Source organism: Deefgea salmonis (genome assembly GCF_020531905.1).
Taxonomy (GTDB): Bacteria; Pseudomonadota; Gammaproteobacteria; order Burkholderiales; family Chitinibacteraceae; genus Deefgea; species Deefgea salmonis.
The window spans coordinates 1-24252 of the sequence record NZ_JAJAWG010000008.1 but is presented as its reverse complement, the minus strand read 5'-3'; the positions used below and the strand labels follow the sequence as shown (position 1 = coordinate 24252).

Genomic DNA, 24252 nt, shown 5'->3' with positions numbered 1-24252 from the left:
GCAAATACCCCGTTATTTATTTAGCTCTTGCAATAAATCTCGTAAACGCTCGCTGTCTTCTGCAGCCAGCATCTGCGCCACAATCGGCGTGATAAACGCCATTTCTGCCGATAAAATCAGCTGCTTCACTTTGAGCAATTGAATCGGCAACATCGAGAAACGCCGTAAACCTAAACCCAGTAGCAAACGGCTTAAACTCGGGTCGCCGGCCATTTCTCCACACATCGACACCGGTTTACCCAAGCGATTGGCGGTACTGATGACGTGATACAGCAGCTGCAACACCCCAGGATTGAGTGGGTCGTATAAATGGCTAACGGCATCATCGTTGCGATCGACCGCCAAAGCGTATTGAATTAAATCGTTGGTACCAATCGAGACAAAATCCAGATGATTTAAAAAAGTAGCAACCGCCATCGCCGCAGCAGGCACTTCAATCATGCCGCCGAGCTCGATGCCTTCATCAAACCGAAGTTGCTGACGACGCAAATCAGCTTTGACTTCATCGAGATGGGCTCGCGTTTGCTTGACTTCATTAATCGTCGATAGCATTGGCAACAGCAGTTTCACCTTGCCAAAGGCCGAGGCGCGTAATAGTGCGCGCAATTGCGTGCGAAACATTTGCGGCTCAGCCATGCATAAGCGAATCCCGGTCAAACCCAAGGCGGGGTTGGGGGCTTCGCTTTCAGATTGCCATGATGGGATTTTATCTTTACCCAAATCGACGGTGCGAATAATCACCGGCTTGCCCTGCATTGATTCGGCAACGGCCTTATACGCAATAAATTGCTCTTCTTCGCTGGGTAAATCGTCTTCTTTTAAAAACAAAAATTCCGAACGAAATAAGCCAATGCCAAAGGCATTGTTTTCTAACGCCAGCTCACAATCTTCAGGTAACTCAATATTGGCATACAGCTCAACCGGCGTGCCATCCAGTGTAATGGCTTGGCTAGTGCGGATGTCTTGCAGCGCGTTTTGTTTTAGCAGCCAATCGTTTTGACGCAAACGATATTCGGCCAAAATACGCTCGTCTGGATCAATAATCACGACGCCATTAATCCCATCGACGATGATGAGTTCTTGCTCACGGATCATTTCCCGCGCATGGCGCAAAGCCAATACCGAAGGCAAATCCAAACTACGCGCTAAGATTGCAGTATGTGACGTCACACCACCAACGTCAGTAATAAAAGCACGATAATTACTGTCTTTAAACAGCACCATATCGGTAGGTGATAAATCATGCGCGACTAAAATACAGTCGTCGCCCCCGCAATGCGGCGCATGAAAAATCGGCTCATGGCCGGCCAAGGTTTTAAAGATACGCTCCGTCACTTGAATGACGTCGGTGCGCCGTTCGCGCAGATATTCTTCTTCGATTTCATCAAATTGCGCCAACAATACATCTAATTGTTGCTGCAAAGCCCACTCAGCATTGCAATGCTGAGTTTGAATTAAATGAATCGGGTCTTTAGATAGCGTGTGGTCATTGAGCAGCATGATATGCAGGCTTAAAAATGCCCCCAGTTCAGTGGGCGCATTTTCGGGGATGCTTCCCCATAGCATTTCAAGCTCTTTGCGTGTACTACGAATTGCGTCTTCAAAGCGCAATACTTCACCGGCAATCGCTTCGGGCGGCAATTGGTAATGCACGATTTCAATATCGGCTTGCGATATTAAATGCGCGTGACCGATGGCAATACCGCCACCAATGCCTAAACCATGCAAAGTAATACTCATCCACTTCCCTCCAAGGCGAGCATTTCGCCGTCTTAACGCCGTGGCTTACGGTTTAGTTCACAAGGCGCGTTGCTGTGCAATTGTGAATCAAAATTTTTATCGCCGCATTGCTACGCCATCGATCCTGCCTGTGGCTTTAGCGCCTTCACAGGCCATTTGTGCGCCCGACTTTACTCACCTTCGCCAAACTTATCGGCAATTAAGGCTAAAAGAGCCGCCATCGCCTCAGCTTCATCAGCGGCATTACTGGTTTCAATCGTAATCTTGCTGCCCTTGCCTGCTGCCAACATCATTACGCCCATAATTGACTTGGCATTGACGCGACGTTGATTGCGGGTAATCCATACTTCACATTGAAACTGGCTAGCTAATTGCGTCAACTTACTCGATGCGCGCGCATGCAAGCCTAATTTATTGATAATTTCAACTTCTTGCTGCAGCATTATTGATCGCCTTTTTCATCGTGTGGCACCGTGGGTAGCATATACAATACCCCTTCCAAACCACCGGTAATGGCTTTACTCACGGCAATATCTAGCGATTGATGACCATAAGTGAGCGCCCGAACCAGCATCGGCAAATTAACCCCTGCCACCGCTTCGACTCGGCCCGGAATGATTAAGCGATTGGCGATATTGGAAGGTGTTCCGCCATAAATATCGGTCAACAATAAGACGCCAGAGCCATCGTCCAGCTGATTGATTAGCTCTTGCGCTCGCTTCATTATTTCATCGGGATCATCCGCTTTACTCACGGCCAATTGAGCCAATTGCGGCAAAGCACGTCCCATAATGTGCTGAGCACAGGCAATAAGCGCTTCACCCATGGTGTAATGAGTGACAATGATGATTCCTACCATGTGTGACGGGATCCTTTTACAGCTCGTTGTTAGAGCTTTGAAATCTGTTTAGCTAAAGTCAGTTAACGCTTGGATGATCAAAACATTACCTAGATATAATATAGCTGTTTTAAAACTTACGACATGTTCATAGTACCTAACAACATCACTACAACAATTTACCGCAATCGATACAAATGGGGCGGTGGTTTTAACCACGTCAGTCGCTGTTGTAATTGCTCAGTAATGTAAACATCGCCATTGGCGCTCACCATTAAAACGTCTTTAATACCAAAACGCTGCGCATAACGCAGCGCGGATGGCACACCTTGGATAAACATCGGTTTGGTGGCAACATCTGACACCGCGCCGGCTTCGGCATGACTTGGACTAAGCACCGTGACCGCTTGCATGCCTTGAGCAGGCTGTCCAGTTCGAGGGTCAATCACATGCGAAAACCGCTGTCCTTTGATTTCAAAAAAACGTTGATAATCACCGGTGGTGCCAATCGCTTCGCCATCGTATAAAGGCAAAGTGGCCATCGCCTCAGGACTGCGCGGATGCTGCAAGCCAACGACCCAAGGCTCGCCGCCTTTTTTGCCCAGCGCAATCACATTGCCGCCAATATTCACCAAAGCATTCATCACTCGCGCTTTACGCAAATAATTCGCCGCGTGATCTAAAGCCCAACCTTTGGCAAAACCACCAAAATCAATCGCCAGCTGTGGATTGCTACTGCTTACGCTAGCGCCACGCCAATTTAAGTTTTCTAAGCTCGGTTGTGCCGCCAGCGCCGTCTGTAATGCACGAGGATCTGGCGTTACCGGTGCAAATTGGTCTTGATGAAAGCCCCATAACTGCACCAAATTGCCCACGGCAGGATTGAATAATTGATCTGAGCGCCGCGCATAATTGGCAGCTTGCTGAATCATTTGTGCCAATTCAACATCCACCACTGCCGTTTCACCTTGAGCAAAAGCAGCGTTTAAGCGGGTGATTTCCGACGGCTGCCAAGCATGTAACTTAACATGCAAGCGATCGAGCTCTTTTAAAACCACATTGGCATGCTTTGCGGCCACATCAGGCTCTAAACCATAAATACTAATTTGTACTCGAGTACCAAACACATAGCTTTCTTGGGTATACAACTGCGGCGGGCTGCAAGCGCTCAATAACAAACCTGCGGCAATCCAAGCATAACGTCCCCCAAAGCGCCTCGCCGCATGCAAAAAACGCGGCATGATGCCGGCGATTGTTGCATCTGCGACTCGCTCAGCGGCGTTTAGCACTGCTCAAGCACCTTACGCTCTAAAGCGTCAATAAACAGGGCCGCGACATCAATCCCCGATTGAGCGGTGATTTCTTGAAAACACGTCGGGCTAGTGACATTCACCTCGGTGAGATGATCGCCAATCACATCCAAGCCGACCAAAAGCAAGCCTTGAGCGGCTAAACGCGGGCCGAGCTGAGTGGCAATTTCACGATCACGCGCTGTTAATGGTCGTGCAACACCGGTGCCGCCAGCGGCTAAATTGCCGCGCGTTTCGCCCTGCGCTGGGATACGCGCCAAGCACCAATCGACGGGGACCCCATCAATTAGCAAAATGCGTTTATCGCCGTCTTTAATCGCTGGCAGATAATTTTGCGCCATAATGGTTTGGCTGCCATTGGCGGTGAGCATCTCGAGTATCGAGCCCAAGTTGGCGTCGTCTGTGCGCAAGCGGAAGATACCCGCCCCACCCATACCATCGAGCGGCTTCACAATCACATCACCGAGCTCTGCGACAAAGGCGCGAATATCGGCAGGATTTTGGCTGACCATGGTTTCGGTAGTGAATTCCGGAAACTTAAAAATCGCCAATTTTTCATTAAAATCACGCAAAGCTTGGCCGCTATTAAATACATTGGCGCCTTGCTCTTCAGCCAAACTAAATAGCTGCGTCGCGTAATAATATTGCTGATTAAACGGCGGATCTTTACGCATTAATACGCCAGAAAAATCCCGCAAGGCGATTGTTTCAGCGTCGGCTTCTTGATACCAATCATCGGCGTTGGGCGTTAGCGTTAAACGCCGCGCCGTCGCTTGCACCAGCGTTTGTTTCAAGCTCAATTCATCGATCAAACACGTCCAAACCTCATGCCCACGCGCAATCGCCTCGCGCATCATCACAAAAGTCGTGTCTTTATAAATTTTGAAACTAGCGAGTGGATCAACAACAAATAAAAATCGCATTTTTGAATCCTTTTTAAATAGCCCAAAGCGATTGCACGGATTGAAAGCCATCACTTGAGATAAAGAATCGCCATCATTATTAACAATGATGGCGCGTTGACTCAGAGAGATTCTGGAAAACCGAGGTCAATTAGTGCGCTAATTTCATCACAATCACGCCACCTACAATCATCATCGCCCCCACGCTACGCATCACGGTGAGCGGATCGTTAAACCACACCACGCCAACTAAAAATGTCCCCGCAGCGCCAATCCCAGTCCACACCGCATACGCCGTACCAATTGGAATCTGCTTTTGCGCCATCCACAGCAACAGACCACTCACGGCAATCGAGACTATCGACGCGGCGATGGCTAATTTGGGGTACTGGCTGGTTTGTGACAGCTTAAACCCCAAGGGCCAACCGATTTCACAAAGACCAGCACCAAGCAACAGCAGCCAAGCCTGGCTTAAAGCCGACATTACTCTTGTTCCAATTCAAGCGAAGCGGCCAACAGCGCCAAGCGAGCCACCACACCGTAGGCATAAAAACGATTGACTTCACAATCAGGCGAACCGTCACAATCGGGCGTAGTGAGCGGAGTCGCGAAAGCCAAGGGTTTAAAGTGCATCCCCGGCGCATTGAGGTTTTCGTCGACACCACGGCCGGTATGCACGCGATAAAAACCGCCAATTACAAATCGATCCAGCATATACACCACCGGTTCGGCAACACCGTCATCGACGATTTCCATCGTTGGCACGCCTTCTTGCACGATCACATCGTGCACTTGCATCCCTTCTTTAATCACCGACATTTTATTGCGCTGCTTACGATTGAGTCCGAGTAGCTCTTCGCCCGATTTCACGCTCATAATCCCCATGCCATACGTGCCGGCATTGGCTTTTACGATGACAAACGGTGTTTGCTCAATCCCATGTTCGGCATATTTAAGATTAATTTTAGCAATCATGTCATCGACCGTCGCCGCCAGCTTCGCTTCGCCTTCGCGCGACTGAAAATCCAAGCCATCGACATGATCAAAATAAGGATTCACCACCCAAGGATCGATGCCAATCAATTGTGCAAAATCATTCACCACCCGGTCATAAGCCGTAAAGTGCTGCGTTTTGGTCCGCGTTGACCAGCCCGCATGCAACGGTGGCAATAGCGTTTGCTCGATATTTTCTAAAATGCTCGGAATACCGGCTGACAAATCGTTATTGAGCAATACCACGCAAGGATCAAAATCGGCCAAACCAACGCGGTTGCCAGTACGAATCACGGGCTCTTGCACCATGCTGCTGCCATCAGGCAACTCTAGCGTTGTTGCGGTGGTGATTTCTGGATTCAGGCTACCGATGCGCACGACCATCCCAGCTTGGCGCAGAATTTTGCTCAGCGCCGCGACATTTTGTAGGTAGAACTGATTGCGAGTGTGATTTTCTGGAATCAACAAGACGCGGCGGGCATCAGGACAATAGCCCTCCAGCGCCGTCATCGCCGCTTGTACCGCCAGCGGGTGAAAATCGGGATTCAGATTATTAAAGCCACCCGGAAATAGATTCATATCCACCGGTGCCAATTTATACGCGGCGTTGCGTAAATCAACCGAGCCATAAAACGGCGGCGTGTGCTCTTGCCACTGATTGCGAAACCAATGCTCAATCTCGGGTTGTGCGGCGAGAATTTTTCGCTCAAGGTCTAAGAGAGGCCCGGTTAAGGCTGTGGTCAAGTGCGGCACGCTCATGGCGACTCCGGCGAAAGTTAGAAAGGGATCTGCAAGATATGGCGGCTAAGTGGCGAAATTCAAGCTCAGCATGCGCCATTGGCCAAGCAGTCAACAGGTATAAACATACAAGCCTTTAAATACAAAGCCCAGAAGCCTATACCCGTGCCTCTTTAAAAACGTAATTGAGTGCCAGTTCAATCGGCCTCTAAACCCTGCTGACGTTTGGCGTGGCAGCGATTGATGCCACTTTAAAAACCAAACCATGTGCAGTCAGCGCTGATCGCCATAACAAGATATGTATCAACGCCCCAATTTCGCTTTCCGGAACAATCCATTCACGCGTATTAGAGTCTGTTGACGTTAGATTTCCCGCCGTGCTGAATCGGTTTTCGCGGCGTTACCCAGCGATGAGTGCGCGAAAAAGCATCATATTTTCGCTCATCCATCAGCCAACTCCGCCAAAATTGCTTTAAATAACAGTACATGTCTCATCCCACATTGATTGACCCAGCGGTATATCCTATGGGCATAATGTGGCATTGATTAGTCATCAAACTCAAAACAAGTTGTTCTTCAATGAAAACAAAATTGCTGCCCGAAGCTTTGCTCGCCTTTGAATCTCTCGCTCGTCTTGGTAGTTTTACGGCGGCAGCGCAAGAAATGAGCTGCGCCAAAAGCCATGTGAGCCAGCTAATTAGCCAATTAGAGCTGGAATTAAGTTCGGTGTTATTACTACGCAGCACGCGGCGTATTTCTTTAACTGAATCCGGCCAAACACTGTTAATTCATGCGCAAGCTTTACGCGAATTATTAGGCCAAGTGCGTTTAGATATTGAAGATACCCAGCAACATATTGAAGGCGAATTATTCATCAGCACCACGCCCTCGATGGCGCAATACGTCATCGGGCCTTTAATGGCGCAATTTGCCAAATTACAACCCAAACTCAATATCCGCGTTGACGCCAATAACCGAATACAAGACCCGATTTTGGAAGGCATTGATTTTTGTATTCGTTCAGGCACGGTCGGCGATGAGCGCTTAGTCGGACGACTTGCCGGCCATTCACTGGAAAAACTCTACGCCTCACCGCATTATTTGCAACAAGCGCCGCAATTACACAGCCCAGCAGATCTGACTCTCCACGACATTTTAATTAACGACGAATATCAAACAACGCGGCAATGGCAAACGCAATCGGCCGGCGCCAAATTCACTGTCGACTTGCAACCGGTACTGTGCAGCAATAACAATCCCACACTCGCAATGAGTGCCGTAGCCGGACACGGCATCGCGCTATTGCCCGACATCGTTGGTGAAAGCTATTGTCGCTTGGGATTATTACAGGCGGTGCTGCCACAGTGGTACGAAAAACCAACGCCAATTTATTTGGTCTATCCACAACGCAGCGCGATGCCCAAAAAATACCGCGCCTTTATTGATTTTATTTTGCCCGAGCTAAAAGCCAGATTATCCAGCTCGGCTGCGGATTAAGTAGGCCAAGTTCCAGTACCAGTACGTGCGCCGGTATTATCCAGAATGAGCGTGCCGTCGCTCGCCTGTGACTTGCCAGTAATGGGAGTCGCCGTCAGCGTAAATGTAGTGTCAGTACACGCCGCAGTAAAGGTGTAATAGGTATTACTTGGGGTGCCGCTAGGATTGGCAACGCCGCAAGTCGTTCCGCCGCTGGCGGTGGTGTAGCGGCCATTGCTACTGCTGATATTCGACGAATGAATATTGCAAATCATCAAAAACTTACACAAATCAAACCGTTTATAGCAAAAACACAGTCGTTTATCTTATCGTTGCGACAAGAATAAAATCCGCGACTAAATTAAAAAACGGCTCAGCGATTAAAATCGCCATACAACAGAACACCTGCTTTTAAACGCTTGATTGTATAAAAAAAAACTTTCCCTTATTTTTCACTTACTTAGCGCACGCTTAATGTATTGGAAATAATATGAAACAAGTAGGCTTTTCATTAATAGAAATGATGATTGTAGTGGCCTTGCTGGCCATCATTGCCAGCATCGCCGCCCCCAATCTGCAGACATTTATGAAAAATGGTCAGTTAACCGGGGCCTCCGAAGAGCTGATCAATAGCCTTGGCCTCGCCAAATCAGAAGCGATCAAAAGAGGCATAAGCATCACCATTTGCAACTCAGGTAATCCATCCGCCGATGCGCCCACCTGCAAAACCGGCACGCCAGACTGGCGCACTGGCTGGATCATCTTTGTCGATACCAATGGCGACAAACTCAAAGATACAGATGAAGAAGTATTGCGGGTAACCCAAGCGATTAAAAACGTCGATAGTATTGATAGTGATCAACTAGCCATAAGGTTTCGCGCTGTCATCTTAGGTGACTTGGCTGATACCAATATCACCTTCTGCAATTCAGGTACCACTAAAAGAGTCGTCAATGTCGATAAATTGGGCCGGATTAGTCGTACCCAAAATGGCACTTGCAGCTAGGAGCCACCATCATGAAACAGTCAAACCAGTCCGGCACCATTCTGCTCGAAGTATTGATTTCTATCGTGGTGTTGGCGTTTGGTATATTAGGCCTAGCTTCACTGCAAGCCTACTCATTACGCGCCTCACACAGCTCGAATTTACGCTCAATTGCCAGCGATTTAGCCACCACCATGGCTGAGCAAATCCAAACTAACGCGCCTAAGCAATTTGATGTACCAGAGCCAGGGAATGATGCTGTTTATTACAATTCCGACGTGAAAATTCCTGTCGCCCCTGACTACGCTCAGCTCACGTGCACCTACGACAGTTCAGCCAGCAAATATACCTGTGCAGAACCAACTGGCTTCACAAAAAATACTAAAACAGCAACATTTAGCCAAGATTTAGCCAAAAAAGAAGTCGCAGATTGGCTTTTATTGGTGAAACAGTCTTTACCAATGGGGGCAGAAGGTGGCGCAGTAATTTGCAAGGACGATACACCTGAGGATGGCACCAAACCCAATGGTGGCACAGGTTGCTTAGCAGCAAGCAGTGCCGATTATGCCGCGGCGCCCTATGTCATCAAGATTTGGTATGAAGAGCAAGTTGCAAAAACAGAAAATACCTCGGGTGCGGCAACAGACGACTCCGATGCTAATGATAAACAAGTCAGAATACTAAAGCGTTTTTCTACCACAATATCTAATTAATTTAATTGAGAAGAAAATGAGCCAACATCAATTAATAAAATACAACCTAGGCTTTACACTCATTGAATTAATGATTGGATTATCACTTGCAATGTTATTAACATTGGCAGTGGCTAATATCTACTTGCAAACTAAAAATACATTCAGCACTCAATCTGAAGTCAATCGACAAGCTGATGAAGGGAAATATGCATTATTTACCATTCAAAGAATTGCATATCAAGCTGGATATATAGATGAAGCCAACATCGCAGTATATTTTAAAAATATGGCAACTACTCATGGGATTGATGCCAAAAATATTATCAAAGGTAATGCCAATTCAATTAGTGCTCGTTTTTATGGCGATCCACTAGGGCATAGTATTAGCTGTGCTGCTGATAGCGCTGGAAATAGCAATTTTCCACAACTGAAAGACTCAGCTCTGCACGGTTATAAGATTTATCTAGATGGGGCACAACTTAAATGTGGCAAGCTATCAGCAGCAGGGGTAGTTTCCGATGAGCAAGTCATCACTGACAATGTTATTGATTTTAATATTCTATATGGCGAAGACAAAGCGGATGCTGACGGCATAAACATAGGAAAAAAAGATCATATTGCTGATGCATATAAAAACACGTCAGTAAATTGGGAGGATGTTTACTCAATTAAAGTCTGCTTAGTTACAAAGAGTAGCAAAAATAATATTGCAGCAAAAACCACAGGCCGAACTTACCTTAAGTGCGATAACACTCAAGCCGCTATCGATGCTAATGATGGTGCAAACTATCGCACATTTAATACCACGGTCAGCTTAAGAAATAAATACAATTGATTAAAGGCAAATAAAATGTACGAATCAAACAGGCAAGATGGTTTCGTTTTAATTACCAGTATTATTTTTTTAATTGCAATTACAATCGCAGTTGTATATGCAGTTAAAAGTGCAACTTCAGTTGAGCGTTCCGCAGGAAATTATAGAGCGCGAGCGCAAGCTTTTCAAATGGCGCAATTGGCTTTACAGCGTGCTCAAGCGCAATTAGTAGACGATATTTCATTTTCTGGTATTCCTTTAGATCAATGTCAAAAAGGTCTATGTGGAAAAAATGCATATGCTACGTTAATTTCAAATGGAACTTGGACAGACGACAATAAAACCTGTCATATAAACAATGCAACTTGCAATAAAGTAAACAGTGCTAATACATCACAGACATTAGCAATATCAGGTGTAGCCGCTCAACCACGCTGGGCATTGCGCGATTTAAATCAACAAGATGCCGATGGCTGTACTCTGTATGAAGTTTGGGCCGCAGGCACAGGCGCTGAAGCCAATAGTTCTGTTTTAATTCGTTCGCTTGTTAAGGCATGTTGATCACTAGGAGCAAAATCATGAAAATTAAATTTTTAGCATTAATGATTTTTAGTATTTTTTCGGCACAAGTCATTCATGCTGCTCCTGTGCAAAACTTCACCCAAAGCGGTCGCGATCCATTTGCCCCGCTGTACCAATCCTCGAATGAACCACCCCTCAATATGCTGGTCGTAGGCAAGGATCATCGGCTTTTTTATGAAGCCTACAACGACGCATCCGATTTAGATGGTGATGGTATCTATGATGTGGGGTATCAAGGCTGGCAAGTTAAACCCAGTTTTGCTGCGGTAAAAGGCAATTTCAAAATTGATTATTATGGCTATTTTGATAGCTATAAATGCTATCAATATACTGGCGGTCGCTTTGAACCGATCGAAATCACGACAAATAAAAAATGCCTAAATAATGGCTCCGCACCTTGGAGCGGTGATTTTCTAAATTACCTCACCACTTCGCGGATTGATGCGATTCGCCGGGTGCTATATGGCGGGAAGCGCAGTAAAGACACCGCCACCGAGACCGAATTAGAGCGCGCTTTTATTCCCCAAGACGCCCACAGCTGGGGTAAAGAGTATCAAAGCGTAGCCAATGATGGATATAACATTACCGAATATACCCCTATGGCTTTACCTACTGGTACAAGCCGACATTTATTTGCCAACACCACCATGTGTACAACTAGCAATCCGTGCAGCACCAGTTTTAATAATCCACCTTTACTTAGAACCATTACAAATAGCCCGCGCCGTATTTGGGAATGGCTCAGTATTGAAAGGCCGGTTGCTGATGCGCAATACGCCGACGGCAGTAATAACCGCGTCAACATTCCAACTGCTGATATGACCAACTACAACGTTCGGGTGCAGGTCTGTAAAACGGGGCTATTAGAAACTGAGTGCAAAAAGTATGGCACCTCATTCAAACCATTTGGCCTAATTCAGCAGTATGGTGACGCTGACTCAATGCGTTTTGGTTTAATGAGTGGTAGTTATTCAAGTAATACACAAGGCGGAGTATTACGCAAAAATATTTCCACCATTGATGATGAAGTGGATATTACGAATGGTACTTTCAAAGCGGCGGTTGGGGTGATCCGATCCATTGATAACTTTAGAGTTGAAGGTTTTGCCAATAGCCGAGAGTGGTTTGGTGTTAGTGCTAATGATGGTGAATGCTCGTATGCCAATGCGTTTGCTAAGCAATTAATCAACGGTAGTTGTAGTGGCTGGGGTAATCCAGTCGGCGAAATGATGTGGGAAACCATGCGCTATTTTTCTGGTGCGAACGCCAACTTAACCACTGATGCCAAAGGCAATGCCTTAGGTTTATCAGTCGCAGCATGGACTAATCCCTATGGCAGTAATAATGGTGTACCCCGCAATAGTGTGTGTGCTAAACCCGTCATCACCTTACTGTCAGATATTAATCCATCATTTGATGATGGTATTAGCAATGCCAGCCTGAATGGCAATTCATTTAATCAATCGAACGCTTTAGATAAAATATGGCAAGATGAGTTTGGCTCTGGTGCAAAATCAGTAGTGATTGGCTCAAATGGTAGCAATAATGATTTAGCGCCAACGGTTAAAACGGCAACAACATTTGCAAATTTAAAAGGCTTGCCTGATGAGCCTGGCAAATCAGGGACTTTTGCGACTGCTGCAGTCGCTCAATTTGGCCGCATTAACGACATTAATGCAGTAGCAGAAAAGCAATTGGTTAGCACATTTGCAATTGCACTGTCATCGCCATTGCCAAAAATTGAAGTTCCTGTGAATGGTAAAAATGTAATTTTTACCCCATTTGCCAAATCACCATCCAATGGTGGCGGAACTGGTACCGCAGCGAATTACCGCCCAACCAATCAAATTGTTGATTACTATATCGATAAGATTCGGAATGTTCCGGGTTTCCCAACCGATTTAGCTTTGAACGGTGGTCGCCCCTATTATAAATTCCGTATTAACTTCGAAGACGTTGAGTACGGTGGCGACCACGATATGGATGCCATCGCTGAATATACGATTCAGTTGCAAAGCGACAATACAATCTTAGTCACAGTGGATTCTACCTACGCCGCAGGGGGTATTGATCAGCATATGGGCTATGTGGTTTCTGGCTCGACTAAAGACGGGGTTTATTTAGTAGTTAAAGATGTTGGCGGTGCTAATGTTAATTATTGGATGGATGCCAAACCAGCAACAGTGGTCTTAGGCAAGCCAACTGACTCAGGCGCGCCAATCAGCCCCATTGGCAATTTAACCGCACTCACTGATTCACGGATTTTTGCGGTGAATAGCACGTCGGCAACGGTGACCGATTTGAAATCACCACTGTGGTATGCGGCTAAGTACGGCGGCTTTGTTGACGATGACGAAGATACCAGCCCAAATAAAAACGTCATTGATAATGACGCCGAATGGGATGTGGATGGTGACAAGATTCCAGATAATTATTTTTTAGTCACTAATCCATTAAAATTAAAAGAGCAGCTAGACCGCGCTTTTTCCCGCATTGATGCCACCAGCCGTTCGAGTGCGCCCGTCGGCAGTGCTGCTGGGGGCAGCTCAACCAGCAGCGACTTCCGCATTTATCGTACCGCTTATAAAGCCAAGCAATGGAGCGGCAATCTTTCGGCGCTGTCCCTTTCCACTTCTACGCTGCAATTGGGTACCGTCTATTGGGATGCCAATGATCCTTCAAAACTGTTATCACCGGTAAAGCGAGTATTAATGACCTGGAATCCCGATACGCGGACAGGCACTGCCTTTGATAGTGCCGCTGGGTTGAAGGATTTATCATCGAATCAAAAAGCCGCACTTAATTATCCCAGTGGCGATCCGGGTGGCTCGGTAGTGACGCCTGTGATGGCAGCGCGCGCAAACTATATTCGTGGTGATAATAGTAACGAAGGCACGGTGACCGGCAAATTTAGAGCACGGGAAAAATTTGTCAATCAAACCAATTACATCGCCGATATATTAGATGCCCAACCCTATGCAGTGGGCCCTGTTGGAGACGAAAATTATTATTCAGATGCCGGTTATAAGACTTTTGCCGGTGCAAATAAAGATCGGACTAATTTCGTTTATGCCGGTGCCAATGGTGGGGTATTTCATGCCTTTATGGACGATGTAGTGACTAATCAAACCAATAATGGGACAGAGCGTTTTGGCTATATTCCATCGTTTGTATTTGATAAATTAAGGAAATTAGAAGACCAATCTTATAACCATGAGTATTTTTTAAATGGCCAAGCTGCAGTACAGGATGTGAAAATAGGCAGTAATTGGAGCACACTGCTAATCGCCACCGCTGGTTTTGGCGGAAAAGGGGTATTTGCACTGGATATCACCACGCCACTCAGTGTGAACTCCACAACCATCCCTAGCACCACCCGCTGGGAGTATTTTAATACCACCAACACCACACAGGGTAGCCCTGATATGGGCTATCAACCGTATAGCCCACTCATTAGCAAAATGAATGATGGAAAATGGTATGCCATCATCGGCAATGGCTTTAATAGCGACAACGGCAATGCGGCTTTATTTTTATTGGATGTCGCAGGCCCTGGATCGGGCTGGAATACAACTACCGCGAAGAAAATATTGATTGATGCAACGCTGGCAGGTACTGGCGTAAATGGTTTATCAGCCCCCACTGCCGCTGATTTAGATAACAACGGTACCGCAGACGTAATTTATGCGGGTGATATGTTAGGTAATTTATGGAAATTTGATGTCAAGAGCGCAGATCCAGCGAATTGGAAACTGGGGTTGGCCAGCAAACCCTTATTTAAAGCCACCCGCACTGATGGTGCACAGTCGATTGTGAGCCCACCTGCGGTGGCGTTTGAGAAAAAAGTCGAGACTGCACTCAGTATTGTGAATAAACGCTTGATGGTTTATTTTGGCACGGGTAAGTTTTCTGAGGATTGTGATCGATTTGCTGCGTCTTGCTCAGGTCAATCTAATGTAGCTAGTTTCTATGGCATCGTGGATAAAGAAGAGCAACTGAGCTCTACCGGTGCTGCATCTGGTGATGTCGCTTCATTTGCCTCCATAACAAGCTCTAAATTAATACAGCAAAAAATTCAGTCCTATAATAGCAATGATTTAATTCAGTTAAATAAGCCGGGTTTAACCTTGAGTGACATTGAAAACTACCGCTGCATTTTACCAAAAAAAGTCGATGGGTCTTTTCAAGCTAATTGCACGGATGAAAACCTATTTAAAAATGTTAGTGTTGAATTTGGCTGGTACATTGATTACACCTTGGCTGAAGAACGCAGCGTGGGGATGCCACGCATCGCCGGCAACACTATTTTATTCAATACTTTAATTCCCTATCAAGATCTAACTAACCAGTGTTCATTTACTGCACGCTCTGCATTAATGGCATTAAATCTGGATGATGGTGGGCAGACCCGCCAGCGTTTTGAGATGACCAATAGTAGCGATAAGTCTAAAGTTTCTGCGCCTAATGTGGGTTTGATTTCATCCACTTCGTCCCCCAATGGCACCACCACGGTAGAAGGTGCTACACCATCCGGTTTAAATGATGAGCGTGGTTTTGGTCGTGATTATAATCATCAAGGTGTAAAGCCATGTAAAAAAGCAATTGACGTAGATCCTTCAGGCAAAGGCACTGGAGTTAAGGTGTGTGATTCTCGCGTGGTCGTACCTATTAATTGGACCGAAGTCATTCGATAATTTAATTTATAATTGGCTTTTATACAAAGCCCATTTTTCGAGGTGAGTATGTTGAATATAAATCGTGGCTTTACATTAATGGAACTAATGATTACGGTGGCAGTAATCGGCATACTTGCAGCCATTGCAATTCCTAGCTATAGCACTTACATTAAAAAAGCACGGCGAACTGATGCACAAACTGTTTTAATGCAAAATACTAATATATTAGAACGAATTTATACCACCGAGAATAAGTATAGTGTCTCTGGTACATGCTCCACCAGTATTATTACTGCGAGTCCGGTTGATGGCGCAACAAAATATTACACTATTGCATTAAGTAATTGTGAGCCATCTAGCTATACTTTGACCGCAACGCCTGAAGGAAGTCAAGCAGACGACGGGATATTAGAAATCAGCCATACCGGCCGAAAAGGGTGGGACAAGGACAATAGTGGCACTGTTGACTATGCTAGCGACTCAGAAAACAAATGGTAATTAAAGATGGATCGATTTTACACTCGGTATACCTTTACCTTCTTTTATAGCGGGTATAAATTTTAGTTTTCCGATGGCTATTTTTAATTCAATCAATTTATCTCCCTCCATATTTGTTTCTTCTACCACGATATCTTCAACCAGCCCCTTCTCGTTGATGTAAATTTTAGCTTTAAAAATTACATCAATTTCGGTGTTGATTTCAAATTCATCAGCATTAATTAGTATCGCTTCCGTCTCCTTAGGAGCAGCCACACTTTGAATCACTAAACTGCTGATGTAGTCTTGGGATAACGTTAAATTTTTCACTGCGTCTGGTATTTTTTGCGTCGTTACTGATGTATTTTTATTTTTGTTTTTTATTGCTTTCGGAATGGGCGCTAAGTTGGCGTGAATGTTATTTCTACTAATTGCTATCTTAAATTTAAAAGGATCTTTTTTATTGGCTACGGGTTCATTGTTGATAAAAAAAATTAAAAAAAGAAATGTCAATAAATGAATGTTGAGTGAAAAAATAAATGCAGTTAAAAGTGTGGGTGTTTTCATTGATTTTAAGTTCAACACGCGAATTCAAAAAGTAAATGCAGCGCTAGTTGGTTTCTACTTAAGCCGCCGGACATCAAGTTATGTTTACTTGTTAAGTGGTGTTTTTATAGTACTTTTATGTGGTTTAAGCCTGTATTTTTGATAGATACCAAGAAGATTGACTCTGCTTTGTTTATCATAGAGCCTATGAAACCAAGCTACTCTCTCGCGACGATACTGACTATTTCTTTACAGGCTGGCCTACTCGCGCATCAATCCGGCGCAGGAACGCATCGCACCTCTTTAACGATTCAGCGCACAGCGAAGGCGCTCGGTGCTGCGCGGGTTGAGGTGATTATTTCTTCGACCAATATTGGCGCCACCATTGAATGGGGGAGTGAGCGCGAGACGGGGTTTCGCAAAGCGCCGCATATGGGGGCTAATTTTGCTTTGCTCACCACGCTCAATCAGTGGCTATGCGCCATTGAACAGGGCGAGGCCAATCCCGAATTAGCGCAGCAAGCGCTGGATGAAATGGCGCAAAAGCCTGTCCACTATCCGCGTTGGCTCATCATTATCTTGGTCGGTCTATCTTGCGGCAGCTTTGCTGCCTTGTTTGGTGGCGATAACGCAGCAATCGTTATCACCACGTTTGGTGCAACGCTAGGCATGCTGGTGCGTTTTTACTGTGTGCTGCGTCATTTCAAACCCTCAGTGTTTGCCACCGCTGCCAGCTTTGTTGCACTACTCAGCACCGGATTACTCAGCCATTGGACGCAAACGCCGGAGGCGGCATTAGCCGCTTCAGTCTTGTTTTTAATTCCTGGCGTACCACTGATTAATGGCGCAGCCGATTTACTTAATGCCAACTATCTCAATGGCATGGTGCGCTTTGCTATGAGTGGCGTGATTGTGCTGGGGATTGCCATTGGGGTGAGCTTAGCGCTGCGTATCTTGGGGATATAAATGCAAACTTGGCTTTTAGAATTATGGGCGGCGCCGGCAGCTTTGGGCTTTGCGCTGTTATTTAATGTGCCGCCACGCGCTTTATGGCTATGCGCTGGTTTGGCGGTTTTGGGGCATGCAGCAAGAAAATGGGTGGTTTTTTTACAAGGTGATATTGTTTTTGCCACCTTAGCGGCGGCGATTTTAATTGGCTTAATTGCCGAATGGTGGTCGACTCGGCGCAATGAACCCGCCATTATCTATGCTATTAGCGCCGCAATTCCAATGGTGCCCGGCACGTATATGTATAAATCAGTACAAGCGTTACTGGGGATTGCCAGCCTGCCAGCGACGGATTCCGGCCAAGCTTTACTGGTGGCGGCAGGTGTCAGCGGCGTAAAAGCCGTGATGATTGTCTTAGCGCTGGCTTTTGGCATTGCTGCGCCACTTTTATTGTGGCCAAAAAGGAATTCAATATGAAATTTGCCATCGTGTTGTTCGCCTGTTTAGCCAGCTCAGTGATGGCGGGCAGTTTGCGCTGCAATCAAGCATTAATTGATGTTGGCGACTCAATGCGTCGAGTTGAACAATATTGCGGCGAGCCTACCGAAGCGCAGCAATACACCATGCCCTTAACGTATATCGACGCTCGCGGCTATCGCCGCAATGGTGGCGAGCAGGTTTATACCGAATGGATTTATAATTTTGGCCCCAATCGCTTTATGGCCAAAGTCCGCTTTATTGCGGGTGATGTAACGCAAATTCATGAATTGGGTTATGGCTACTAAAATCGGCGATGTTCAGATTTGGTGTTGATGCTGTGCCTCGCTCTTCGGGCTGGGGCTTTAAATCCCGTTTAAGCGCACCGAGTGAGGAGAGAGACAAACGGTTTTATCGTTTGGCTCACGACAATCGAGGGCACAGCGGAGCTGGGCGCGCTCGGGTCGCCTTTCTTTTCCCCCGTTTTCTTTGGCGAGTCAAAGAAAATGGGGTCCCCGTCGCGGACTGCGACTGTAAAACAATGTGCCGCAGGCACTTAAAATCATCAACACGTAATCTGAACATTGCCACTAAAATCATGGGTATATAGATGTATGCCATACATTTCATTATGTTGATCGACATACCCATAAAAAAAGCCATTCAGCAATGAATGGCTTTTTTCTTATTCGCGGTAATTAGCGATTGGCATGCGTCCATTGCGCGCAAAACTGTCGCAAAATACCGATGCTGTATTGCGCTGCCACTTCGTCAATAAACAATTTAAAATCCAGCGGTGCGCTGTCATTGGCTTCGTCTGAAATCGTTCGCATAATCGCAAAGGGGATTTGATAATCATCGCAAACCTGAGCAATCGCTGCGCCTTCCATTTCAACCGCCAATAAATCCGGCAGTTCAAGCTTTAAGCCCGCCAATACCTTCATATCATTGATAAATTGATCACCACTACCAATCAAACCATTGACGATATTGACGCGATTTAACGCAAATTGTTGCTGTGATTCATTGCTAATTTTTTCAGCAAATTCATTGGCCAAAAAATGCTCAGCAGCGCTACGCAATTGCGCGCTTAAATCGGTGCAGCTATCAAAACGGCTCTTGCCGGTGCGCGGAATTTCAAACTTCGGCAGCATGGGCGATACATTCATATCGTGCTGAATCAGCTGATCGGCAATCACAATATCACCGACGCTCAAGCCGTGATCGGCCGCGCCAGCCACACCGCTCAATACAATGTGCGACACGCCAAATTGCTGAATCAAGCTGGTTACGGTGCTCGCTGCCGCCACCTTACCAATTCCTGATAAGACGCAAACACAAGGCACGCCCCATAAAGTACCGGTGATGTATTCACGATTACCCACGGTTTGCGTTTGTGTATCTTGCAAATACTGAGTAAGACCTTGCTGCTCTTCGACCATGGCAAAAACCAAACCAAGGCGATGTTGAATCGAATTTGACATAAAAACCAATAAAAAGAATGGCCATCATCGGCCGAAAAAAATTTAAGCGGCGTAGCGCGTTGGATCAGCCATCTTTGCGGCAGCAAAACCAGCGGCGCGTAAACGACACGCATCACACACCCCACACGCCTCACCTTGATCATTGGCCTGATAACAAGTCACCGTCAAACTGTAATCAACGCCCAATTTTTGGCCTTCAGTGACGATTTCCGCTTTTGACCAACGAATCAGTGGCGTATGAATATTCAGCGAAGAGCCTTCAACACCCACCTTAGTCGCCAAACGCGCCATTGCTTGAAACGCCGAAATATACTCTGGGCGGCAATCGGGATAGCCCGAATAATCCACCGCATTCACGCCAATATAAATATCATCGGCTTTCAGCACTTCGGACCACGCCAAGGCAAACGACAGTAACACGGTATTGCGGGCTGGCACGTAAGTCACTGGAATTTCATTTGCCACCTCAATCCCAGCCACCGGCACGGCAATATTGGCATCAGTCAGCGCCGAACCGCCAAAGCCTGCCAAATCAATCTTAATCACCCGATGCTCAATCGCACCTAAATCTTTCGCTACCCGCGCCGCAGCTTGCAATTCAGCATTATGCCGCTGACCATAATCAAACGACAATGCATAGCAATCAAAACCTTTGGCTTTGGCAATCGCTAAGCACGTTGCCGAATCCAAACCACCGGACAATAAAATAACTGCTTTTTTCTTCATCATTTTGACTTCTCTTGTTGATTCGTCTGCGCGCTTGCCGCTTGGCTTAATCCAGCAAGCACTTGTTCAGCGAGATCATGATATAAATTCGTTTTATAAATTCGGGCCACGCTCGAAGCGATCATCGCCGAGATCATGATCGAAATCACCATATCGTGGCCGTCGGTCATTTCCATTAAAATAATCGCCGACGTCAGTGGTGCGCGGGTAATCGCCGCCAATGCCGCCACCATGCCCAAGGCAATCAACTTAATTTTTAGCTCAGGATCAAAAAACGGCACAAACCAACTGCCAATCCCCGCGCCCAAACTCAATGACGGCGCAAAAATCCCGCCCGGTAATCCAGTTAAAAACGTACCCAATTGCCCAATGAATTTAAGCGGCAAAAAGTACCACGCCAAATCGGTATGCCCTGCAATCACTTCGCTGGTGATTTCAGCACCACTGCCATAAATCGGCGCGATCAAACCGCATAGCCCAATTAAAAATCCACACGCGGCAATAAAGTAATACGGGTGGTATTGCCGGTAATCCTTGATCTTGGGTGGCATCCAAGTCGATACATTCACACAAAGCCAAGAAAACGCCCCACCAATCAAACCTGCCAAGACCGCAATCAATACCAAGGGCAATAAAATAGAATAACTAAACGGCGGCACATGAATCTTGCCAAAATAAACGTAATCGCCTTGCAAAGCCAAAGAGACCAAACCGGCTAAAATCACCGCGCCGAGCAATTTACCCGAGGTTTTTTCTTCCACCGAGCGCGCCAGCTCTTCAAAAGCAAACACAATCCCCGCCAACGGGGTATTAAATGCCGCTGCAATCCCTGCTGCGCCCCCCGCCAAAATCAATTGCCGGCGAAAAACTGGATCATCAATCGGTAGGAGCTTGCGGCAAGCAAACATAATACTGGCGCCGATTTGCACCGTTGGCCCTTCACGGCCTAAGACAAAACCACTACCAAGCCCCAACACAATGCCGATAAATTTAGCGACAGCAATCCGTAGTGATAATAAACGCTCGATCTGCCCGACATCATGATTGAGCTGCAAAGCGGCTTGCGCCTGCGGAATCCCGCTGCCCTGAGCGCCAGAACCAATGTGCTCCATAATCCAGCGAATCGCCATCCCGCCCAATGGCAGCGACAGCAAAGGCCACCACCACCATTTTTGCTGCATCGCGCTAAAACCAGCAAACGCCCAATCGGCCGCGCTCGCCAGCAAAAAAGCCACCAAGCCAACAATTGCCGCGCCTAACCACAAAGCAATGGTGGTTCGACTGCGACTGGGCAAATGATACAGCTTGACTGCTAAACGCTTAAAGACCATCGGATATCCTAGGTATATTCAGCTGAATTGCTATTATATTGGCTTGCTAGCCTATACCCCTGGTTTATCGCCCCAGAGGATTTTATGCAATTGCACTTGAACTCGCACCGGCAAGCGATCATCAATCACCCACTGCGCCAAATCGGCGGGTTTGAGGCTTTCCCAAACCGGAGAAAAAATCACCGGCGCACGCAGCTCAAGTTGCTCGGCACGCACTTTATCGCGTGCCCATTCATAATCGGCGCGATCGACCAAAACAAATTTGATTTCATCGTTTTGATTTACCGCATCGACATTCGGCCAATGCATATTGTGCATCTCGCCCGAGCCCGGCGTTTTGATATCCAACACCCGTGACACGCGTGGATCCACCGTATCAATCGGCTGGCCGCCACCGGTTTCAACGCTCACGTCAAAACCTTCATCACACAGCTGCGCAAATAATAGATGCACTGCTTTTTGCGCCAAAGGCTCACCGCCAGTGACACACACCGTTTTACAGCCAAAATCACGGATTTGCTGCAGGATGTCGTCGATTTCTAGCGTTTTGCCGCCAGTAAACGCATACGCGCTATCGCAATAACCGCAGCGCATTGGGCAGCCAGTCAGGCGTACAAACACCGTCGGTAAACCCATACGGCGCGTTTCGCCTTGCAGCGAATGGAATATTTCAGTGATTCTAAGGGTGGTACGCATTACCAATCTCCTAGCCGGAATACAGTCCGGGGGAATAAAAAACGGCATCGATGATCGATGCCGAGGAGCTATTTTATACCGAAATCATGTTTACAGCAGGTAACAATTGCCTATGCGCATGATGGCTTAATTGGGCGCCATCAAGGCTTTCTTGGCGCGCACCGCCGCATCTGATTGCGGATATTGTTCAATAATCGTAATTAAATAGTTGCGCGAGGTCTTTTTATCATTCATTGCCGCCGCGACGGACGCCAAACCCAATAAGGCATCGGCGGCTTTCGGATCAGTTGGCGCGTTTTCTACCACGTTTTTAAATGCGGTCGTCGCTGATTTATAATCTTTACTCATCGCGTAGCTGGTGCCCAGCCAATATTGCGCTGCGGGCAGTTTGTCGCTTTTAGGAAATTCAATCGCAAATTTATTTAAAGCTGCGCTCGCATCTTTGAATTTTTTGGCTTGCACCAAGGCCACTGCGGCATCAAAGCTCTCTTGCTCACTGGCTTGATGTACGGCTTTATTCTCGGCTTTCACTTGTTCAATCGCGCGTAAGCGATTATCCAAATCGATATACAAATCTTTTTGCCGCTGAATTGCTTCATTTAAATTAAATTGCAGTACTTCATTTTGGCCATTGAGTTTGGCCAATTCATCTTTTTGCAGTTCAATTTGGCGTACCAAATTGAGAATTTGTTTATTGCCGGCTTCAAGTTGCTCAATGCGCATTTGATTTTGCTGCTGCAAAGTCTGCACTTTATTGGTCAAATCCAGCACTTGCTGGCGCGCCACATTGTCATCAAATAAACCGGCTTGTGAATGCGCGCTCCAAGCCAAAAACGCCAAAGCAATCAGACTTTTTTTGAAGTGAGTCATAAGTTAATCCGTTTTCTTATAAAAAGCACAAACCCCGACCGGCGGGGCTTGTGCGGATGACGCTAGGGTCTATTGACGTTGGGGGTGCCAACGGCAATAAATCGCCAACTCGCTGTCGATTACTGGCTTTGCTCACCCGCGTAAACGATGTCGGCACGGCGATTGCGTGACCATGCTTCATCGGTATCACCGTTTTCTAGCGGACGCTCTTCACCAAAGCTCACCGCTTCGATTTGGCCAGCTGGTACGCCCAAAGCTTTGAGCATTGAGTTCACCGCTTCGGCGCGCTTTTGACCTAAAGCCAAATTGTATTCAGCGGTACCGCGGTTATCGGTATTGCCTTGCAAGATGATTTTAACGTCTTTGTGGCTTAACAAAAACTTAGCGTGCGCTTGCACCATTTCATTAAAATCTGGGCGAACCACATACGAATCGTAATCAAAATAAACCCGACGTTGCGACAACACATTGCTTGGGTCGGTTAATTCTGGGTACATCGACTTGCCGCTGGTTTTGCTGGTATCCACGGTTTTGATTTCGCTGCTATTGCCGTCTTTACCCGCATTACCTTGTGCCGCAGGATCAACAATCGCTGCCGGTGGGGTGGTTGAACAAGCGCCTAACAAGGCGGCCATCATGATACTTAGAGCGATTTTTTTCATTTGTAGTTCTCCGATAAAAATTAAAAACTCACCACAGAGGCACTAAGAAATTCACCACCAAATCCGACTCCTAAGCGCGAATTAAGATGGTTATTTTTAGTTTTTCCTTAGGGTCTGTTGACGTTTGGTTTGCCAACCGCGTTTGCGCGGATTTTGGCCTGAGGCAAGGCACGAAGCGCGTAGCGTAGTCATTCTACGCCAGCGCTTTGTAACGCAGCATCAGGCCAAAAGCCGCCAAACCCTGCGGGCTGGGCGCTTTTCGCGGCGACTCAGCGTTGTAGCAAGC

The 24252-nt window shown here is 46.7% G+C and carries 25 protein-coding genes; 10 read left to right on the top strand and 15 right to left on the bottom strand.

The features are described from left to right. Positions 1-12: 12 nt before the first annotated feature. The 7 genes from ptsP to gshA form a co-directional block, all read right to left on the bottom strand. On the bottom strand, positions 13-1740 hold the full coding sequence (ptsP, locus tag LG219_RS11915) for a phosphoenolpyruvate--protein phosphotransferase (RefSeq protein WP_226764705.1): 1728 nt from the start codon (positions 1738-1740) through the stop codon (positions 13-15). Between the two features lie 170 nt (positions 1741-1910). Further along, a complete protein-coding gene (locus LG219_RS11910) occupies positions 1911-2183 on the bottom strand; it encodes an HPr family phosphocarrier protein (protein WP_226764704.1) in 273 nt (90 codons plus the stop codon). Next, positions 2183-2599: a PTS sugar transporter subunit IIA gene (locus tag LG219_RS11905; protein WP_226764703.1), complete on the bottom strand. Its 417-nt coding sequence runs from the start codon at positions 2597-2599 to the stop codon at positions 2183-2185. Before LG219_RS11905 ends, LG219_RS11910 begins: the two co-directional genes overlap by 1 nt. 158 nt (positions 2600-2757) lie before the next feature. After that, positions 2758-3867 (bottom strand): FAD:protein FMN transferase, encoded by a 1110-nt coding sequence (locus LG219_RS11900; protein WP_226764702.1) that lies wholly within the window; start codon positions 3865-3867, stop codon positions 2758-2760. Further along, complete coding sequence (gene gshB, locus LG219_RS11895) at positions 3861-4811, bottom strand: glutathione synthase (protein WP_226764701.1); 951 nt, start codon at positions 4809-4811, stop codon at positions 3861-3863. The genes LG219_RS11900 and gshB overlap by 7 nt, the downstream gene beginning before the upstream one ends. A gap of 130 nt (positions 4812-4941) precedes the next feature. After that, on the bottom strand, positions 4942-5274 hold the full coding sequence (locus tag LG219_RS11890; RefSeq protein WP_226764700.1) for a DMT family transporter: 333 nt from the start codon (positions 5272-5274) through the stop codon (positions 4942-4944). Then, complete coding sequence (gshA, locus tag LG219_RS11885; protein WP_226764699.1) at positions 5274-6542, bottom strand: glutamate--cysteine ligase; 1269 nt, start codon at positions 6540-6542, stop codon at positions 5274-5276. The genes LG219_RS11890 and gshA overlap by 1 nt, the downstream gene beginning before the upstream one ends. Before the next feature lie 558 nt (positions 6543-7100). Here gshA and LG219_RS11880 point away from each other — a divergent pair. Continuing rightward, on the top strand, positions 7101-8018 hold the full coding sequence (locus LG219_RS11880) for a LysR family transcriptional regulator (RefSeq protein ID WP_226764698.1): 918 nt from the start codon (positions 7101-7103) through the stop codon (positions 8016-8018). On the opposite strand, the gene LG219_RS11875 is transcribed toward LG219_RS11880, so the two are convergent. Next, positions 8015-8272: a type IV pilin protein gene (locus tag LG219_RS11875; protein WP_226764697.1), complete on the bottom strand. Its 258-nt coding sequence runs from the start codon at positions 8270-8272 to the stop codon at positions 8015-8017. The two genes, LG219_RS11880 and LG219_RS11875, sit on opposite strands and share 4 nt — an antisense overlap. A 215-nt stretch (positions 8273-8487) precedes the next feature. Here LG219_RS11875 and LG219_RS11865 point away from each other — a divergent pair, with 215 nt between their 5' ends. The 6 genes from LG219_RS11865 to LG219_RS11835 are packed head-to-tail and all read left to right on the top strand — an operon-like array spanning position 8488 to position 16247. Continuing rightward, complete coding sequence (locus tag LG219_RS11865) at positions 8488-9003, top strand: GspH/FimT family pseudopilin (RefSeq protein WP_284691689.1); 516 nt, start codon at positions 8488-8490, stop codon at positions 9001-9003. Between the two features lie 11 nt (positions 9004-9014). Continuing rightward, complete coding sequence (locus LG219_RS11860; RefSeq protein WP_226764696.1) at positions 9015-9695, top strand: PilV family protein; 681 nt, start codon at positions 9015-9017, stop codon at positions 9693-9695. A gap of 16 nt (positions 9696-9711) precedes the next feature. Further along, on the top strand, positions 9712-10512 hold the full coding sequence (locus LG219_RS11855) for a PilW family protein (protein WP_226764695.1): 801 nt from the start codon (positions 9712-9714) through the stop codon (positions 10510-10512). A gap of 15 nt (positions 10513-10527) precedes the next feature. Then, positions 10528-11052, top strand: coding sequence for a pilus assembly PilX family protein (locus tag LG219_RS11850; protein WP_226764694.1), 525 nt, complete (start codon positions 10528-10530; stop codon positions 11050-11052). Between the two features lie 17 nt (positions 11053-11069). Further along, a complete protein-coding gene (locus tag LG219_RS11845; RefSeq protein WP_226764693.1) occupies positions 11070-15767 on the top strand; it encodes a pilus assembly protein in 4698 nt (1565 codons plus the stop codon). A 48-nt stretch (positions 15768-15815) separates the two neighbouring features. Next, on the top strand, positions 15816-16247 hold the full coding sequence (locus tag LG219_RS11835) for a type IV pilin protein (RefSeq protein ID WP_284691688.1): 432 nt from the start codon (positions 15816-15818) through the stop codon (positions 16245-16247). Here LG219_RS11835 and LG219_RS11830 read toward each other — a convergent pair whose 3' ends face one another. After that, positions 16248-16793 carry a hypothetical protein gene (locus LG219_RS11830; protein ID WP_226764692.1) on the bottom strand — a complete coding sequence of 182 codons (546 nt, stop codon included), beginning with the start codon at positions 16791-16793 and terminating at the stop codon, positions 16248-16250. 186 nt (positions 16794-16979) lie between these two features. Here LG219_RS11830 and LG219_RS11825 point away from each other — a divergent pair, with 186 nt between their 5' ends. Genes LG219_RS11825 through LG219_RS11815 form a run of 3 tightly spaced genes read left to right on the top strand, consistent with a single transcriptional unit; the run spans position 16980 to position 18505 of the window. Then, complete coding sequence (locus tag LG219_RS11825; RefSeq protein ID WP_226764691.1) at positions 16980-17738, top strand: threonine/serine exporter family protein; 759 nt, start codon at positions 16980-16982, stop codon at positions 17736-17738. Then, positions 17739-18197, top strand: a complete 459-nt coding sequence (locus LG219_RS11820) for a threonine/serine exporter family protein (RefSeq protein WP_226764690.1) — start codon at positions 17739-17741, stop codon at positions 18195-18197. It begins immediately after the preceding gene. Next, positions 18194-18505 carry a DUF2845 domain-containing protein gene (locus tag LG219_RS11815; protein ID WP_226764689.1) on the top strand — a complete coding sequence of 104 codons (312 nt, stop codon included), beginning with the start codon at positions 18194-18196 and terminating at the stop codon, positions 18503-18505. Before LG219_RS11820 ends, LG219_RS11815 begins: the two co-directional genes overlap by 4 nt. A 390-nt stretch (positions 18506-18895) precedes the next feature. On the opposite strand, the gene LG219_RS11810 is transcribed toward LG219_RS11815, so the two are convergent. The 6 genes from LG219_RS11810 to pal all read right to left on the bottom strand — a co-directional run bounded on the left by LG219_RS11810 (position 18896) and on the right by pal (position 23966). Then, on the bottom strand, positions 18896-19681 hold the full coding sequence (locus LG219_RS11810) for a 5'-methylthioadenosine/adenosylhomocysteine nucleosidase (protein ID WP_226764688.1): 786 nt from the start codon (positions 19679-19681) through the stop codon (positions 18896-18898). Positions 19682-19723: 42 nt separating this feature from the next. Continuing rightward, entirely contained in the window at positions 19724-20410 is a 687-nt protein-coding gene (gene queC, locus LG219_RS11805; protein WP_250647310.1) for a 7-cyano-7-deazaguanine synthase QueC, read from the bottom strand. Continuing rightward, a complete protein-coding gene (locus tag LG219_RS11800) occupies positions 20407-21738 on the bottom strand; it encodes a chloride channel protein (RefSeq protein ID WP_226764687.1) in 1332 nt (443 codons plus the stop codon). The genes queC and LG219_RS11800 overlap by 4 nt, the downstream gene beginning before the upstream one ends. Before the next feature lie 51 nt (positions 21739-21789). Further along, positions 21790-22434, bottom strand: coding sequence for a 7-carboxy-7-deazaguanine synthase QueE (gene queE / locus LG219_RS11795; RefSeq protein ID WP_226764686.1), 645 nt, complete (start codon positions 22432-22434; stop codon positions 21790-21792). 126 nt (positions 22435-22560) lie between these two features. Further along, complete coding sequence (gene ybgF, locus LG219_RS11790; protein ID WP_226764685.1) at positions 22561-23304, bottom strand: tol-pal system protein YbgF; 744 nt, start codon at positions 23302-23304, stop codon at positions 22561-22563. Between the two features lie 119 nt (positions 23305-23423). Then, positions 23424-23966 (bottom strand): peptidoglycan-associated lipoprotein Pal, encoded by a 543-nt coding sequence (pal, locus tag LG219_RS11785; RefSeq protein ID WP_226764684.1) that lies wholly within the window; start codon positions 23964-23966, stop codon positions 23424-23426. Between the last annotated feature and the right edge of the window lie 286 nt (positions 23967-24252).